The 16,863-nt window shown below is 64.6% G+C and carries 13 protein-coding genes; 5 read left to right on the top strand and 8 right to left on the bottom strand.

Annotated features, from left to right (window positions below; all coding sequences use genetic code 11):
• The first annotated feature begins 193 nt into the window (after positions 1-193).
• Positions 194-388 carry a hypothetical protein gene (locus O5K39_RS03600; RefSeq protein ID WP_271145916.1) on the top strand — a complete coding sequence of 65 codons (195 nt, stop codon included), beginning with the start codon at positions 194-196 and terminating at the stop codon, positions 386-388.
• Here the strand turns inward: O5K39_RS03600 and O5K39_RS03595 are convergent.
• Positions 327-1,358 carry a hypothetical protein gene (locus O5K39_RS03595; RefSeq protein ID WP_271145915.1) on the bottom strand — a complete coding sequence of 344 codons (1,032 nt, stop codon included), beginning with the start codon at positions 1,356-1,358 and terminating at the stop codon, positions 327-329. The two genes, O5K39_RS03600 and O5K39_RS03595, sit on opposite strands and share 62 nt — an antisense overlap.
• A gap of 179 nt (positions 1,359-1,537) precedes the next feature.
• On the opposite strand from O5K39_RS03595, the gene O5K39_RS03590 reads away from it, so the two are divergent.
• Entirely contained in the window at positions 1,538-3,628 is a 2,091-nt protein-coding gene (locus tag O5K39_RS03590) for a hypothetical protein (RefSeq protein WP_271145914.1), read from the top strand.
• Between the two features lie 24 nt (positions 3,629-3,652).
• Here O5K39_RS03590 and O5K39_RS03585 read toward each other — a convergent pair whose 3' ends face one another.
• The 3 genes from O5K39_RS03585 to O5K39_RS03575 are packed head-to-tail and all read right to left on the bottom strand — an operon-like array spanning position 3,653 to position 5,228.
• Positions 3,653-4,135, bottom strand: a complete 483-nt coding sequence (locus O5K39_RS03585) for a LysR substrate-binding domain-containing protein (protein WP_271145913.1) — start codon at positions 4,133-4,135, stop codon at positions 3,653-3,655.
• Positions 4,132-4,611 (bottom strand): LysR family transcriptional regulator, encoded by a 480-nt coding sequence (locus O5K39_RS03580; RefSeq protein ID WP_271145912.1) that lies wholly within the window; start codon positions 4,609-4,611, stop codon positions 4,132-4,134. The genes O5K39_RS03585 and O5K39_RS03580 overlap by 4 nt, the downstream gene beginning before the upstream one ends.
• Positions 4,608-5,228 (bottom strand): hypothetical protein, encoded by a 621-nt coding sequence (locus O5K39_RS03575; protein WP_271145911.1) that lies wholly within the window; start codon positions 5,226-5,228, stop codon positions 4,608-4,610. Before O5K39_RS03575 ends, O5K39_RS03580 begins: the two co-directional genes overlap by 4 nt.
• Before the next feature lie 224 nt (positions 5,229-5,452).
• Between O5K39_RS03575 and O5K39_RS03570 the strand changes: the two genes are divergently transcribed.
• The 3 genes from O5K39_RS03570 to O5K39_RS03560 all read left to right on the top strand — a co-directional run bounded on the left by O5K39_RS03570 (position 5,453) and on the right by O5K39_RS03560 (position 8,623).
• A complete protein-coding gene (locus O5K39_RS03570; protein WP_271145910.1) occupies positions 5,453-5,938 on the top strand; it encodes a helix-turn-helix transcriptional regulator in 486 nt (161 codons plus the stop codon).
• Positions 5,939-6,182: 244 nt separating this feature from the next.
• Positions 6,183-6,842 carry a lasso peptide biosynthesis B2 protein gene (locus O5K39_RS03565; RefSeq protein ID WP_271145909.1) on the top strand — a complete coding sequence of 220 codons (660 nt, stop codon included), beginning with the start codon at positions 6,183-6,185 and terminating at the stop codon, positions 6,840-6,842.
• 2 nt (positions 6,843-6,844) lie between these two features.
• Positions 6,845-8,623, top strand: a complete 1,779-nt coding sequence (locus tag O5K39_RS03560; protein ID WP_271145908.1) for an asparagine synthase-related protein — start codon at positions 6,845-6,847, stop codon at positions 8,621-8,623.
• Here the strand turns inward: O5K39_RS03560 and O5K39_RS03555 are convergent.
• From O5K39_RS03555 to O5K39_RS03540, 4 genes are read right to left on the bottom strand one after another with little or no spacing between them, the layout of a single operon-like run.
• Complete coding sequence (locus O5K39_RS03555; RefSeq protein WP_271145907.1) at positions 8,541-11,042, bottom strand: prolyl oligopeptidase family serine peptidase; 2,502 nt, start codon at positions 11,040-11,042, stop codon at positions 8,541-8,543. The genes O5K39_RS03560 and O5K39_RS03555 overlap by 83 nt on opposite strands.
• A 7-nt stretch (positions 11,043-11,049) precedes the next feature.
• Complete coding sequence (locus O5K39_RS03550) at positions 11,050-13,989, bottom strand: TonB-dependent receptor (RefSeq protein ID WP_271145906.1); 2,940 nt, start codon at positions 13,987-13,989, stop codon at positions 11,050-11,052.
• A 48-nt stretch (positions 13,990-14,037) separates the two neighbouring features.
• The gene (locus O5K39_RS03545; protein WP_271145905.1) at positions 14,038-15,036 is read right to left on the bottom strand and encodes a FecR domain-containing protein; all 999 of its coding nucleotides are present in this window, start codon (positions 15,034-15,036) and stop codon (positions 14,038-14,040) included.
• Between the two features lie 12 nt (positions 15,037-15,048).
• Entirely contained in the window at positions 15,049-15,543 is a 495-nt protein-coding gene (locus tag O5K39_RS03540; protein ID WP_271145904.1) for a sigma-70 family RNA polymerase sigma factor, read from the bottom strand.
• Between the last annotated feature and the right edge of the window lie 1,320 nt (positions 15,544-16,863).

The raw sequence follows: 16,863 nt of genomic DNA, 5'->3' as shown, positions 1-16,863 counted from the left end.
GTATCGACGGCAGGTCATGGCTGATCCCCCCGGCGGAGGCATCAACACGGCTTTCCGCGCAGCCGCGGTCTGAAGCGGGCGTCGATCGAGCCGTTAGCCTCCCATCGACGAACGTCGATATGGTGACGCTGGACAATCGTGGCCCGGGTTCTGTTTAATCTCTGACGCTATGGGACGCCTGTTGGATCGCCTTATGGCGGGGTCTGCCGCCTACACCGTCGAGTCGACCGGAGAAGGCGGCATCGTCCTCGTTCGCCAGGATTCACATGCCGAGGAGTTTTCGCGCCTGGTCCGCGACCTGATCAATACGCCCAACGACGAGTACGTCATCCTGCCATCGCGCGACGCCCGGTCCGAATACGAGCGGGTGGTGGTGTTGCCGCTCTAGAGTCTGATGATCGTGAGCTTGAGGACCGCTCGCCAGGACAACGGGTTGGCCGCCGGCTTTCTCTGCCGTTCCTGACAAAACCTCTCTGGCCTGTCTCATCCGCAGAGGTCAAAGCCCGCAGCCGCTGCGAGGCGTTGGACAGGTAGCGGCGGCCTCCGCGGAGAGCATCGCGTTCGTCCCGATCTCCCAGAACCTGGGCCAGCCAGCCTTCCGGAAGGAGAGATTCGATGAAGGGAGGAAGACTTCCAGGACGGGTCTCGCGCACCAGCGGCGGGCGTAGGCCCTCTGCCGGGGCCCAGCGCCATTCAACCCCGTCGTGGGTCAACCGACCGATCTCCTCGCCATGCCAGGCAACGATGAAATCGGCGGCCGCCCGGTTCGGGGCGGGCCGAAGGCCTTGAAGATCCGTGCGGAGATAGCGTTGGGCAGCGTCAGCCTCGTGCGACCACCCATTCTGCTCTGCAAGCGCAAACAGGGCATCGGTGGTAGCGCCCACGCCGCCGAACTCTCCTAACAATCGTTCGGCCATCCGCCGCTTTATATCGGGGCCGATCGCATTGGCGTGTTCGCTGCGCCTGCGAAAGGCCTCAAGAAATTGTTGGCGAGGCGATGAGGCGGTCAGCGTCAGTTCACCCAGATCGTCACCGACGATAACCGGCACGGTCGACGGGTGGGACGGGGCCTGATTACGGATAATTTCCAGGCTGCGAATACGGGTTCGGTCATTGCGGCGGTCGCTCAGGAACAGGCGATAGTTCGCATCCGGACCCAAGGTCGCTGCGCTTACGCCGGCCAAATAGGCTCGGGGGTAGAGAAAGGCGGCGATACGGACGGCGTGGTCCAGAACGACCTGATCCGCGTTATCGGCGGCGTCCACATAAATGCCCTTATAAACACTGACGAGGTCGCCCGCTTGAGCGCCGGCATGGGCGCGATGCTTGTCGATGGTTTCGCCGACGAGATACAGCATCTCTAACTTTCCCGCTTTTAAGATGCGTCAAAGTTAGGAGTCTTCCCATCCAAACGCCACGCCACAACCCTTAAAAGGCATCAAAATAGGCCAATAAGCAGATTATTCGTGGCATTCCGAAAATGCATATTGCGAATATTCGCATATTGAACGATGGTTCATAGCGAAAGGAAATTTCTATGCGCTATCCCGTTCCTTCCGAGGTTTTGAAGCACGCCCGCGAGGCTGACAAACAAAGCCTGGCCAGGTTGGCCGAGACCATGAAGACGGTCGCAAGCGTCCTGTCGAAACAGGAGCGCGCTGTTGAAACCGATCCCGAGATGGCGGAGCGCTATCTGTCGGCAGTGGGTACGCCCTTGGCCGCGGAAATTCTGGCCTACTATGCGCGCCCCTGGACTCAGGAGCCGCCCTCGTTCCTCCATCCGGACGCGGAAACCCTCTGGACCATCGATGAGGCACTGGCCTCGCTTGAGACCTTCGAAGCAGACAATCCCGAGCCTGTGCTCCGCGGCCCGATCGGACTGTTGCGAGACGACCTGCACGCCACATGGATCTATCTCAAGCGTCAGGATCACACCGTGGCCTGGGTTGGCGACATCGGCGTGGGCAAGACGACCGCCCTCACCCATGCCGTCGGCCTTTTGGTTGGCGACGGCCGCAGCGGCCGCAAGCCCGCCTTCCCTGTCGGTTCAGGGCGGGTCACGGTGTGCGAAACCGCCGTCAAGGCCTCGCCAACCTTCGGCGTCCTGGTCGATCCGGAGGATGACGACGAAGTGGCCCGGCTGACCCGGGACATGGTCGCCAGCCTGAAGCCGGACAGCGGCGCACTTGGCCCATCGGCCGAAGTCGCTCGCGTCCTCCGGAACATGTCAGGGACGAGGGATTTTCCCGTCATCATCAACGATGAGCCCGTCATGCAGGATCCGATCAAGGACCTGCTGGAAGGCGGTCTTGGCGTCGATGAGACGACCGATCGCCTGATCGCGGCCATGACCCTGTCCGAGCGGCGCGAACGTCAGGTCATCCTGCCCGAGGGCAGCGAGGATGGGCTGTCCTGGGTTTCGAAGCGGGTCTCCGCCATCAACAATGGTCTGGACCGCCAGTTTACACTTCCAAAGCGGATCACGGTTCTGATGCCCTCAAGTCGCCTCAGCGCTGAAGGCCAGCAGCTTCAGGTGATCGACACCCGAGGCGTCGAGGGTCTGACCCAGCGCAAGGACCTGATCGACCACGATCAGGAGCGTCGCACCTTGATGGTCCTGTGCACCAAGTTTGCCGACGCGCCGGCGCCAACCGTGCAACGCCTCCTGCAGGATTCGGTCGACGCCTTCTCTGGCGCCGTCGACCGGCGCCGAAAATGCATTCTCGTCCTCCCCAGAGGAGATGAAGCCCTCGACGTGCCCGGAATGGACGCCGACGTCGCAACCCGGCAGCTCGGCTACGCCATCAGGCGAAAGGATATCGAACAGGCCCTGGTCAAAGCGGGTTTGCCCGCGACGCCTGCGTATTTCTTCGACGCGCGCAACGATGACCCCGACAAAATCTGGGCGACGCTGCGCGGCCAGATCACCCAGATGCGGGCGGTCTACGGCGACCGCGCGGCCAAGGCCGCAGCCGGGGTCGCCCATCTTCGCGAAAACCCTCACGACGTTTTGGCCGAACAGGCCCGTCACGATGTGTCGGTCGAACTCGACACGGTTTTGACCTTGGCCGATCGCCTGGGAGACAGCGTCCGGCCAGCCTACCAGAATCTGGTCGATCAGATGGCTGTCGGCCACCACAGTTCGATCGCCGCTTCGATCGCCCGACGGGGCGACTGGAGCGCCTTCGATTTCGCAGAAATCCTCGGCCAAGGGGTGCGGATCGATGCCAACGCGCGAACCCAGCGTGAGGCCACGAGGCTTGAACTGAAAATCGAGGAACTCGAAAACCGTTGGGCAAACGTTGTTTCCGTGCGTCAAACTTTGGAAAGTCTGCGAACGAAACTGGCAGACAGCCGACAAGGGTTCCTGACATCTGCGCGCACGATAGGCCGAGAGGCGTACGCGGATCTCCTCTCAGGTCAGAGTGACATCTGGGCGCTCACGGCGGATCGATACGGACGCGGCGCGGGCTACAAGCGTGATGTCGCCGCTGACTGGCGGAGGTGGTTTGTTGAGACGCCGGAAGCGGCCGACACAGCTGCGGCGATCAGTCAGCGCCTGATGGAAGCTTGGCGATGGTGGGTGATCGAGGCTCTGCGCCGGTCGGCCCAGCCAACCCCGGAATGAACGGGGCGCCATCGCTATTGGCGCCTATCGCCGCGGCACAGACGCCGATGCCGATGCCGCCGGGCGGCGCCGAGTTCGTTCCCTCGATCCGTGAACCGACCGAACTGCGCTGACGAAACGACGCAAGGCGGGATTATCATTGGCGGCGGACCAGGCTGCGGCAAAGGGGGCGTTGACCAGGCTTTCCAGCGGCCTCACCACCACCCCGTCCGGCAGACGCATCGCCGAGACCGCGCCGGCGCTCACGACCGTCAAGCCCAAGTTCAGCCGGGTCATTCCGATCAGAATGGTCGCGCCCGCGTCGGTGCTCTCCAGATCGAACGGGACGCCTGCTGCCGTTGTCAGCAATGCGATATCGCGAAACCCAAGGTCACGAGTGCTGACAAGAACATGGTCTGCAAGGATATCGTCGAGCCTCACCCTCTCGGCCGCGCTCATCCGGTGCGAGGCTGGCAAGGCGATCTGGAGCGGTTCACGCCAAAGCTCCGACACATCCAGACCGGTCACGATTGTTCCCCCGGCAGGACGGCCAGATCGAGACGTCGATCCTCGACGGCGGCGACATGGTCCTCTGCAGATCCGTCCGATACCTCAATGCTGACTTTCGGGTGCGATCCCTGAAAGCGTTCCAGCAGGCCAAGAAGGAAGTCGCCGATAGACGGCGCCGTCAGCCCGATGCGAAGCCGCCCCTTCTGACCTGTCCCCGCGACACGCGCGTCGGCGACCGCAGTTGTCAGAAGAGCCAGGGCGTTCTCGACGACCGCAATGAACTCGAGCCCGGCATTCGTCAGCGTCACCCCTCGGGCGTTGCGTTGAAACAGGGAAACCCCCAGGCCCTCTTCCAATGCGCGCACCCGCCGGCTGACCGCCGACTGCTCGACGCCGAGCCAACTGGCCGCGCGTCGAAACCCGCCCAGTTCCGCGACCTTCACCGCCCATCTCAGGGAGGTGATGTCGAGAGCCGCGAGCACCGGAGCCATCATGAACCCATGCCGTCATCACGTGTGTTGATCGGTCTGCGCGCCATCATAAGGATCGCCGCTGCGGCATCTTCCAGGCGATGATGAAAACGCTCGATGGAGATCGCCAAACTGGCGGGCTCCTGGCGGAACGCGGCGTCAAGGGCTTCGACCTCGCCGGCATAGCCTGGAACAACTTCGGCCTCGGCGGACGCCAGCCAGGCGAGCTGTCGAGCCACCCTCTCATAGGCACGCCAGAGAACGTCATCGCCGCGCAATCGCACGATTTTGGCGAGGAAAACGTTCAGGCCTTCAGCCTCGCTCGCGACCAGGAGCCCCGGGTCGCCGGCCTGTTGCGCGTCCGTTATCGCAGAGACGAGAAGCGCACCCCGCAGTCGGTAGCGCCCTCTGATCGAGGGCGCGTCTTGGCGAAGGCCCTTGTAGCCGCCGTTCGGCGAGCGCTCGATCATGCCCTCGCCGCCCAGCCAAGCAAGGGCTTCCCTGACGGGTGTCGTCGACAACTTCAATCGACGAGCTTCATCGAGAATGATGATGGCCTGGTCCGGCGCGAACGCGCCCTCTGCGGCAAGCCGTCTTAGGGTTTGCAGAGCGAGGGTGAAAGGATCGCGGTTGCGGGCCATGACGTCCGTGAATTCGGTGTGAACGCTGAATCGTCGAGAATTCTCCACAGGGTTGAAAGAGTGAGCGCGTGTTTTACGGCAGATCCTCGCTTGCTCCGGGATGATCTGCGGCGCGCGCGCGGATATTCCGTGTACCGGTTCCGGGAATTCAACGCCGCGTACAAGTGTGCGTTGATCGACTACACAAATGGCACCAACATTGTTGCGGAAGGTTTGTATGCGTGATGTCTGAATCGCCTCAGCAGCCCCACGACGGACAGATCCTTGCCGAGGCCTTGAAACGCATCCGCAGATTGCGTGACCTGTCCGCCCCGCAGGTCAGCGAACGAATGCATATATCCTTGCGAACCTATCAGGACTTCGAGGCGGGCCGCGGCCGGCTGAATGAAGACTACGTGCACCGCTTCGCCCGCGCGACAGACAGCGATCCCCACGCGATACTTCACGCGGTGAAGATCGGATCGCCCCAACTCGCCGTCTGGTGCGCCGACAATAAATTCCTGACTGTGTTCGAGATCGAACTGCAGCGTTTCGGCGACCGGATGGGAGAACGGATACGGTCGCTGGAGCCCCGCGAATTGATCCTGGCGATCTCGGCGATGTTCCATGGGCTTGAATCGGAAAGCCGCGACCGGGAAGTCGACTCCCGGACCTGGCTGGAAACGGGTCAGGCCGACCTGAACCGCCGCAGGCCCAAACCCGGCCGCTGAATATACAGCAATATAGATTTTCAGCCTGTCCGAAGGCGCGCTCCATGAGAACGCCAAATCCTTGGCGAACCGGAGGACACAGACATGACCACCTCGATCCTGAACCGCGTCAGCGTTGGCAGCGCCAAGGCGCTGACCCAGGGGGACATCACCGGCAAGTACCTGGAAGCCAACTTCATGCCGAGCCGCGTTCCCGCCTGATCGGACCGGGCGGTCGTCGACGACGGCCGCCCGACTTTCTGCGATGTCACACGAACTTCACGCCTGGCCGGCCGCTCACATCCATCTGGCGCGTATCGGCGCCGATATTGTCGTGCTCGACACCGCGGGCGATGCCTACACCTGCCTGGTGGGTGGCGCGGAACATCTACAACTCCTGACCGACGGCCGTATCCGGATGACGCAAAACGGCGTTCTGGAGGATTTGACGGCCGCAGGATGGGTAGATCCGTCCGCCGCCGCCGCCACGCGCGAGCGTCGACGTTTTCAGACGCCCATCCGATCTCTGAACGCCGAGCCTTCGGGATTTGCCTTACGCCTTTTGCCGCTCGGTCTCCAGATGCTCGCCACGACAACGTGGATGCACGAGCAGCCTTTGTCGGAAATTCTCGATGCGGCGCGACGTCTGCGCCCTGCCGACCGCAAACCCGACGGCGCGATCACCGTGGACCGCACGATTGGGGCCTTCGAGACCGTGCGACCGTGGCTCCCGGGCCAGGGTCTATGCCTCCAGCGCGCGTTCTCACTTCTCAGCTGCCTCGCTCGACGCGGCGTGCCGGTGGATTGGGTCTTCGGGGTTCGCACCTGGCCGTTCGCTGCCCATTGCTGGTTACAGCAGGGGGACACTGTCCTCGCCGATGACCTGGACAGGGTCCTCGGCTTCACCCCGATCCTGATCGTCTGACAATGGGTGACTATCTGATCGTCGGAGAGAAGGCCGGATCCCAAGCGTCCGGCGCGCGATCGACCTCTCTGCGGGACCAGTGCCGCGCCCAGGGCTTCACGGTCCAAAGCCTTGGGCCGAGGTCCTGGCTGGCCGCACGCGGCCCGAGACCGCTGAAAACCCTGACCGTCGGCGCCTGGACTCTCGTTGGCGATGTCCTGAACCGCAACCATCGCCAGCTGGATCCCGCATCGGACCTCGAGCCCCATAGCTATGAAAAGAAGCTGTTCAGCCGGTTCTGGGGCCGGTTCGTCGGCGTCAGGCTTCGAGGAGAGGCCCTCGACGCCGTGCTCAGGGACCCGTCCGGATCTCTGGAGTGCGTGACCTGGCACGACGACGATCTCGTCCTTGTCGGCTCCGACATCCCGGGCTGGATCACTCCAACCCTACCGCCGCAGACGCGGATCGACTTCAATCGTGTTGGCCTGGCTCTGGCCGATCCCATACGTGTGTGGAGCGACCTTCTGCTCGAAGGCCCGCGCGTCGTTCTGCCCGGCTCCATCCTGGCCTTACCGGCTGAAGATCCCGCCACCCTGCTCTGGCGTCCCGACACCTTCGCTCACCAGTCGGACAGGTGGGACATGGCGCCAGCCGCCGCCGCCGACCTGATCGCGAAGGCCATCGACGAAGCCGTGGCGGGCCTCGCAAGCCTCAGTCGCTCTCTCGGCTGCGAAGTCTCGGGTGGGCTGGATTCGAGCGTGGTCGCCGCCAGTCTCACGATTGCGGCCAAGGATAAGGTGCGCCTTTGGTTGAATGCCTGGGGCGACGATACGGGGGCGGACGAGCGGCGCTACGTCGCCGACCTCGGCCTTCAGCTGGGAATGGCGCCGACCCATGTCCCGCGCGCACAGGCAAGCCTGTCTGAAGCAGATCTGCTGAGCATGTCCCAAGGCGTCAGGCCGGGACTTAACGCCATGGATTGGGCTTACGATGCCGCTTGGGCCGCGCAATGGCAGGCCGCGGGCGTGGACGCGGTGATGACCGGCAAGGGCGGCGACTCCGTGCTGATCCAGGCGGCTACAGCCGACGTCTTCACCGACCGCTTCCGATCACAAGGATGGCGCTCGATCCTTTCGCCGGACCTGCCCGGCCTCGCGCGCCTGAACCAGCGCTCCGTGTGGTCTCTGATTGACGAAGCCCGGAGGAAGTCGGGCACGCGTCTGGCGGGGGGAGAGGCGGCCCCGGGCTGGGCCCTGACCACGGCGACGCGGGAGGAGCTTGGCCCGGCACATCCCTGGCTGTCGTCGGATGCGGCATCGGGCCCCGCCAAAACACATCAGATCGCGGGGATCGCAAGCGGCGTGTCCTTCAGCGCGCCGTCGCGCCAGACGGCGGTCGTTGATGTCTTCCACCCGTTGCTCGCTCAACCCGTCGTCGAAGCGGCCCTGAGCCTGAGCCCGGCGCAGTTGACGCTCGGGGCCAAGGATCGCGGTCTCGTTCGACTGGCCTTCGCCAACCGCCTGCCGCCGAGCATCACGCACAGGCGTTCGAAGGGCGACATGACAGCCTTCTATGGTCGCCTGTTGGCCGCGAGCTTGCCGGTCCTGCGTCCGTGGTTGCTGGACGGAAGACTGGCGCGTGAGGGTCTGCTGGATGTCGCCGCACTCGAACAGGCTCTGAAGCCTGAAGTGCTCCTGTGGCGCGGAGGCTTTGGCGAGATCATGATTGCGGCGGCGCTGGAGGGCTGGGTGCGAGTGTGGGCGGATCGGCTGTCGCAAGCGGCGAAGACCCTGACGGCCTGAGGGTCTCGTCCCACCAGGCGAAGAGCTGCGCATAGAGATCGCGCGCATTGGCGGGGCTCCACATCATGTGCCCCTCTCCCCAATAGGTCACCAACCGCGACGTTCGGTTCTGGCGATGAAGCGCCGAGAAGATGCGCTCCGCTTGGGACATCGGCACGAAGTCCCGATCCGCCGTAATTAGCATAACCGGCTCGGTGATCCGGTCGGCCGAGAACAGGGGGCTCTTTTCCAGATAGACCCCCGGCTTTGCCCAGGGCGGACCGCCGGTCCCCCCCTGCCCGACCTCGGCCCATCCCATCTGGTAGGCGACGGTGGAGCCCTCCTCCGGTCGGCTTCGGCTGATCGGGGTGAACTCGCCCCAGGCACCGACCAGATCGGACAGGCCGGCCCACGACACATAGGAGCGATACCGGTGGGACCGGCTGGCGATTCCCAGGGCCGCGTAACCTCCATAGCTGTGGCCCAGGATGGCCATGCGATCGGCCGGCAACGCAGCAAAGGCCGCAAGCATCGTATCCACTGCGACATCGACGCTCTGCGCGTAGCCGTCGATCGTATCGGAGCCCTCTCCATCAATAGGAATGGCGGGAGACAGAACCGCGTAGCCGGCGCCGGCGATCAGCTCGAGGCTGAGCGACACTCTCATCGTCACGGGATCCTGAAAGGCGCCGTCATCGACCGATCCGGGATAGACCGCGATGATGACGCCCTTGACGTCTCGCGGCGCCACGCCGACCGGGAGATAGAGATAACTCTGCGTGTCGCGGCCCAGGCGATCCTTATGCGCCAAGGCAATCGCCCGAGGCCACGACCGGTCGGCGAGTTCGTCATTGAGATGGTCGACCGTGCGGGTCTCAAGGGCGGTCGCGAGCCGCAGCGTCTGCTCCCCCTTGTCCGTCGTCAGGGAGACGATCGTCGACGGGCCCGCCGCGACGATCCGGGTCATCCCGCCCGCGGGTCCCGGCGACAGGCCTACCACGTCGCCTGCCCCCACGGTTCGGGCTTCGCCGTTCGCCAGGACGCCCACCGCCCAATCCCGATCAGCCGGCGTGTTGATACGCAGACGCAGCGGCGCGAGCATATCGGTGAACCCGGCGTCAGCAAGAATCTGGTCCGGGTCGGATCGACGCTTCAGACCGCCCCTCTGCGTTTCCCACAGGCCGCCATCGGCAAACATCAGAAGACTGTGCCCGGTGCTCGCCGCCAGCCGGGCAGGAGGAGTGACCAGGTCCCGGGTCAGAGCGACCGGCGGCTGCTCCGGGCTCACTCCCCACCAGTCGAACCGGTCTTCGCCCGATTGTCGCGCGTACAGCACTGGTTGCTCGCCGTTGAGATTGGCCCGCACACCGCGCAGGCTGTCGAGGCCGCTGCCGGCGGGAAAGGGATCGAGGCCATCGAGGCGCAGGGCGATACGGGAGCCGTCCGGCCGCACCTGGAACAGCCCCCCGGCCGCCCAGTCTGCGCCGTACGGGCGGCCCCAGATCAGAAGGGAACCCGAGTTCGGCGACCATCGCAGAAGGTGGGGCGCCACGTCCAGGTCTCCGACCGGCCGCGTCAGGGCGCCGGTCCTGACGTCAATCATCACGAGGTCGCCACGTTCGGCAATATCGCTCTGGATGAGGGGCCGCGATGGATCGGCGGCGATGCCCGCCCCGCCCTGGAGGACGGCGATCGCACGCCCGTCGGGTGACGCGGCGATATCGCGGACGCGCCCGCTGAGCAGGGGTTTGATGCTGTTTGTGGTGCGATCGAAAATCACGACGCTCTGGTCGACGAGCGCATTCTGCGTCGTGGCCACGCCGCTATCGGTGTCCACCACCGTGCGCGAAGGGGTCTTTCCTTGCGCCATCGTGGTCCATTGACGCGCGACCTCGGTCTGGCTGTCGCCGTCATGACGCAGCACCCACGGCAGGCTTGCGTCCGGGCGCACCGTCATCGCCAGACGGTCCTCATCGAGCCAGGCGGCGAAGGCGCCGGCGACGGGCATGTCCGGCGTCAGACCGGTCCATCGAACGGTTCGCGTCGCCATCTCGACGACACCCGCCTCGAGCTTTCGGTCCACCAGGCGATAGACCAGAAGATGGGCGCCAGATGGCGACCAGGGGCCGGGGATCAGCCCGCCGGGACCGGGGTTCGCAAGCAAGGGAGCCGGCGATCCCGCATGGCGCAGGTCCAGCGCATAGAGACCGCTGACCGTCCAGACCGAGCGATATCCGAGATCGTAGTCCGTCGCGGCGTCAAAGGCGCCGCGCCGTTCATAGACCAGCCACGATCCACCCGGATCAATCGTGACCGATCCGATCGTCTCGAGGCCCACGACGTCGTCGATGGTGATTGGACGGGATTGGGCGAGGGCGTGGGTCGAGATCGAGACGAGCGCCATCCCCGCCGCCACGAGGCGGGTGAACTTTCCGCACATGGCGGGCCTACCAGCGCTTGGCCAGCTGGAACGCGACGACGCGACCGAGCAGATTGGCCTGACCCGGGTCGAAGCCGTAGCCCGTCGGGTTGTCGTAGAACGGGGGATCCCGGTCGAACAGGTTCTGGACCGTCAGGGCGACGGTCAGCCCATCCCACCGGCCGCCGACGGGCGACCAGCCGAGGCTGAGATCGGCCGTGTCCCAGGCGTCGATCTTGCGACCCGAAGCGTCGGCATAGTCGGACACATGTATCCAGTGAAGGTCCGCCGCATAGTTCCGCCACCGCGTCGAGGCCCCCGCGCGGGACCGCAGCCTTGTGGGACGTCCAACCTGATCGAGCACGTCGAGCGTCGGCGCCGCGGGCGTCGTTTGAGTACGGTAGTCGAACAGGTACGATGCGGTCGCGTCCAGGGTCACCGTCGCTCCACCAATCGTGAACGGATACGCCGCCGCGAGATCCAGTCCGCTCAGGGCGACCGAGGCGGCGTTGACCCAACGGCCATCCAGAAGAGCGCCATAGGTTGAGGGCGGAAACAGGTTTCCGAAGACGAAGCCGGGGGTGGAAATATAGCTTTGGACCAGGGCGAGATCGGCGGCGTTGGCGGGGTCGATCAGGTGGACGAAAGGCGCCAGCGACGGGTCAGTCAGAACACCCGAGAGGTTCTCGTTGGTCGGTTGAGCGATGCGGTTGTCAAACCGCGTGTTGAAGTAGCTCGCACTCAGTTGCAGGCCGTTGGCGCGGCGATAGTCGAACCCGGCTGTCCAGGTTTCAGCCGTCTCCGGCTTCAGGTCCGGATTGCCTCCGTACAGATAGATGGCGAGGAGCCGGGATCCGTTGGCGCGGGGGACAAGTGTCGCGCCAACCGCGGACTCATCGAACAACTGCGGAAGCGCTGGCGCGCGAAACGACGTCCCCCAGGATCCCCGGAACGTCAGGTCGGCGACCGGCGACCAGACCAGGCCGAGCTTGGGATTGGAGGTCGTGCCGAAGTCGTCATACTCCTCGATCCGGCCCGCGATGGAGAGTTCGAGCCGACGCAAGCCGGGCCGGCCGTTGTCCGGACCAAAGACCGGTATCCGCGCCTCGGCGAAAGCCGCCTCGATCGTGCGATCGCGCTGCGGCGTCTCGGTCACGATCGGAACGAGCGACGACAGGAAGGCCGTCGAACGCGTCTCGAACGCCTCGTTTCGCACCTGGGCGCCGACGGCGATCTTCAGATCGCCGCCTGGCAGGCTCATGAGCGGCCCCTCCAGAAGCAGGTTGGCGGACATCGCCCGGCTGCGGTCGAGCTCGCTGGAATATCCGGCGCCGATGAAGTTCAGCACCGCCGGGCCGTTCGCGGCGCCGGCGCCGAAGGGGTTGAAATAGCCGTCGCGCGCGGCGCTGTAGGTCGTGGCCGGATCGTCTGGCGTATTGCCGAGAGCCTCGTCCAGACGCGCGGTGTTGACCCGGTCCGTGATGGCCGCCTCGCCCCGCTCATCGGCGTAGGAAAGGTAGCCTTCCAGCGACCAGCCTTTCCCGAAATCGTAGCTGGCGCCCGCCGTCACGCCCACGCTGCGTGAGGAGCCCGACTGCCGGGTCAGTCCCAGATCGCCCAGGAACGAATAGGCGATCGTGTGCTCCGTCTCTCCATCAGGCGACACGAAGAAGGGATTGGCGTCTGCGACCTCCAGGATGGTCGCCGCCGCGACATTGTCGAAGCCATAGGTGCGGCGGCTGAACCGCACATCGGCCGTCAGATCCAGTCGATCGCCGATCGATTGCCCGACCCGGCCATAGACACTCTGGCGCTCGAGCTCCGGCGAAAGATCCACGCCGAACGACGGCGCCTGCAGATTGGCCTGGCCTGCGGCGAAGTCTGCGGGCGTCCGCGCCGCCCCGGTCGCGTTTGGCCGGATGGCGAAGCTCGCGACATAGCTGCCGATCGCCGGATCGAACGCGACGATATTGCCGGGCGCGCTGAAGATGCCGCGCCAGTCCGATCCGCCGAAGGGCCTCAGATCGCCCGTCGCCGTATAGGTGCGGTCGCGGGCGTTCAGCGGGTTCTGATGCTGGTACTCGTAGGACAGGAGCGCCGAGCCGGATGACCAGGAGGTCCCGATGAGATGCGACGCCTGAACGGTCTCGGCCCCGCCTTGCGCCGCCGAAACCCGTAACCGGCTTTCCTGCCCGTCGAACGACCGGCGCATGATGATGTTGACGACGCCGGCGACCGCGTCGGCGCCGTACAAGGCGGACGCGCCGTCCAGCAGGACGTCCACGCGCTCGACTGCGGCCGACGGCAAGGCGGAAACATCGGCGAACTCGGCCATGAAGCCTGTGCCGGCCAGACGGCGTCCGTTGACCAGAACCAGGGTGGCGTCGGTTCCCAGCCCCCTGAGATTGACACCTGTCGCCACGACGCCGTTGGAGCCGCTGCCGTCGGCGCCGGCCAACAGCGCGCCCGGCGTGCCGCTGCCCTGATAATTTTGCGGCAGGTCGGTCAGGACCTCGGCGACCGTGCCGCGCCCCCTGCGATCCAGGGCGTCGCGATCGAGAACCAGAACCGGCGAGGCCAGTTCGCCAGACCCCTTGAGCAGGGTGCCGGTGACGACGACATCGTCCACCCGGATTGTCGATTCATCGGAGGCTGCGGCCTGCGTCCGACGCAACACGAACACGCCGGGGCGGGTCTGGGTCCAGCCGAGACCGGAGCCCGCCAGCAGTCGCGCCAGACCAGCTGACGGTTCATACCGCCCCTGCAGGCCGACGGTCTGCACGCCGGCCACCATTTCGGGCGTATAGAGGATCTGCTGGCCCGACTGGGCGCCAAACACCGGCAAGGCGTCACTGAGCGCACCGGACGGAATGCTGAAAGCGCGCGCCTCCTCGGCGGCGACGGCGGTGCTGATCGCGGCTACGGATACGGCCGCCAGCGCCCCGGCGAGATAACGGTACTGACTCATATTCTGGATCCCCTCCGACGCGCGAGGTGCGTCGAAGAGGTGGACGGCTCAGCCTCGGGTTTCTCCCAATGGCTTGCGCATATTTTTATCCGCCGTCAGACGAACCGATCCGTCGGGATCTGCCTCGGCCGTGAGTTGGAACAGTTCGCAGACCGCGGACACGAACGCCGCGCGATCGCTGGTATGGAATACGCCGCTGACCGGCTGAGACCGGGGTGTTCCCGGTGCGAGGACGATTTTGTCGGTGAGATAGCGATTCACCTCATCGACAGCCTGGCCGAGAGGCGTTCCCCGGAACACGAGACGTCCATCCGCCCAGCTGGTGGCATCGGCGACATTGATGGTTTGGGTCTGAAGTCCCTGCGGCGACACCAAAGCCCGTTGCCCGGCCGCCAGACGCTTGGGCGGGCCGGCGGGCAAGTCCGGACCGCTGACTTCGACGAGACCGGAAACCATCGACACGGTCACCCCAGCCTCGGCGCGTCGAACATCGAACACTGTGCCGACGGCCCGCACCTGGGTGGCGCCCGCCAGAACGATGAATGGCCGGGACGTGTCGTGGGCGACGGTGAAGAGCGCCCTTCCCCCTTCGAGTTCGATACGGCGTTGCCCGCCGCTGAAGGCGACCTTGATGCTTGATCCCGTATCCAGTCTGACGGTCGAACCATCGTCCAGCTGGACGAGGCGCTCCTCGCCCACATCTGTCGCATAGGCGCTGCGGCCCTGGAACCAGTAGGTCCCGCCGATGGCCAGCGCGATCCCTGTGGAGGCGACCAAAGCTCCGATCCAGACCGCACGACGATCGGGCGTCTTTTTGCGCGCCAACGCATCGGCGATGGCCGTCTGGATATCCGGTTGCCCCTCCAGGACCTTGGCCCTGGACCACATGGTCTGGACCTTGGCGTAGGCCTCGTCGTTCAAGGGATTCTGTCGCCAAGCGTAGAATTCGGTGATCATGTCGGTCGAGACGCTACGGTTCGCCAGCCGGGTGTGCCAGGACGCCGCCTCCGCATCAGCCTTCGCCACGCGACGCTGTTGATCGCTCATGTCGATCTCCTTTCAGAGAGACAATCGAGCCGTACAAAGGGCTGTCGCCTTTGTCATACGCCATTCTACGGTCTTGATGGAGATGCCCAACTGCTCACCGATCTGCGCGTGGCTCAAACATGCGAAGCGACTTAACACAAAGACATCGCGCAACGGCTCTGGCAAGCCAAGGACGATTTCTTCCAGCAGCACAGCTTCCAGTTGGTCGGATTGGGCCTGGTCGGAGCGACGCAGGACATCGGCGGATTTCTCGATGACGGCGCGGTGGCGGTGGCGATCGAGCGCGAGATTAATCGCGGTCCGCAGGAGGAAAGCCTTGGGGTGGCGGATGGCGTCGACGAGGTCGAGCGACGCGATGCGGACCCAGGTGTCCTGAACGACATCGTCGGCGTCCTGGGCGCCGAAGCGTTTGCGGACGGCGCGGGTGAGCCACCGGTCGTAGCGGTCGTGCAGCGCCGCCAGACCGGGGCCGCCTTGCCTGCCTATTCGTCCATAGCCATCCGTCACGGGCTCGCCTCCAAGTACAGAGGCGAGCCCGGCCGAAGCACCGGGTGTTGAGAACATGCTTGAGCACGCGCCGACGCCTTTAGCGTCCGAAGACGCCTGGACATGCACGCCAGCCACGCCGCTGCTGCGGAACCTGGAAGTTAAGTCATTTCAAGCGAGGTTCTCACGCCTCGGCATCCCGAGGGACGCTTGGCCACGGTGAATCACTCTGCGGAAGTTTGCAAGAGCAGAACCTACCCCGGCCAGTTCTGGGACCTTTACCCGCGCCCGAGTACGCCAATGCCCCGAGACGCTCGCTAAGGCACTGAGAGCGGTACGCTGCCCAGGCATCTCGCAAAAATCAACCAATGGAATAATACTATAACGATAAAAAAAAATAACATACAATATAAATATGGTCGGCACGATCAGCAATTGTGATTGGTTGTGTTGGCGATCCTCGGCGATCATGTGGCATATCGTGCAGCTGAGCCCGCGTTGCCAAGAGGAAACGATCGCATGTTCATCTCTATCTGTTGCTGCGTCCAGAACCGGTCTGAAGGCACCGACGAGGCGGACGCCGAAATATCCTGTCAAATCGGCCCCAATATCCGAGCGGAAAGAAAAAACACTTCAGTCTAAAATATCGTCGGCTCCAGATTGCGCGAAGGTCGGTGACTGATCTCGGCTGCGCCGCGCAGCGAGCGGATGCCCCCCCCCCCTAGGATGGATCGGTAATGCCCGGTGGCGCGTCCTGTGAGCTCCGCGCGCCCCTTCGGCCTAGGTCGGCGCTGAAGCCCGCCGTCGTCAGGGGGACCAAACACGACCACGGCCGACGGAGACGCCATTATCCCCGCGGCATGCTGAGCCGACCAAGCCCGCGTCCGTCGAGTTGAATCGTTTCGCCGCCATTACACAAGAAACATTGCCTGCACCAACGCCAGTGGCCGGCACCGCGATCCAGTCGGAGCTGCCCGCAATAGCGATCGGGTGGTCCTTGGTGCAGCGCCTGAATCGGGGCGGAGGCCATTCAACCCAAGTCATGACCTTCCCAAACCTCCCCGCCTAAAGCTCGTCCGCCCCTCCGTCTTGGCGGCCACCCGGTTGCACATCGCCCATAGGCTCCGTCTGTCCATCGCGAGCCACGCGTGCTCATTGTGCCGCCCATCGGCGGATTGCAGGATAGAAGGACTTTGAAGATTGATGGGATCTCCCCGCCCCCCATTTGATCCCGGTTGCGGCGAGTAATCCGGGCCAAGGTCTCCGGTCCCGCAAGCGCGACAGGGTAATTGTCGCGTGCCGCGCTGAATGCCGCAACCACATGCCACACCCGCCGCGAGT

The sequence above is a fragment of the Brevundimonas sp. NIBR10 genome (genome assembly GCF_027912515.1).
Lineage (GTDB): Bacteria > Pseudomonadota > Alphaproteobacteria > Caulobacterales > Caulobacteraceae > Brevundimonas.
Note: the sequence above shows the minus strand (reverse complement) of the source record. Positions and strands in the feature narration are given on the sequence as shown.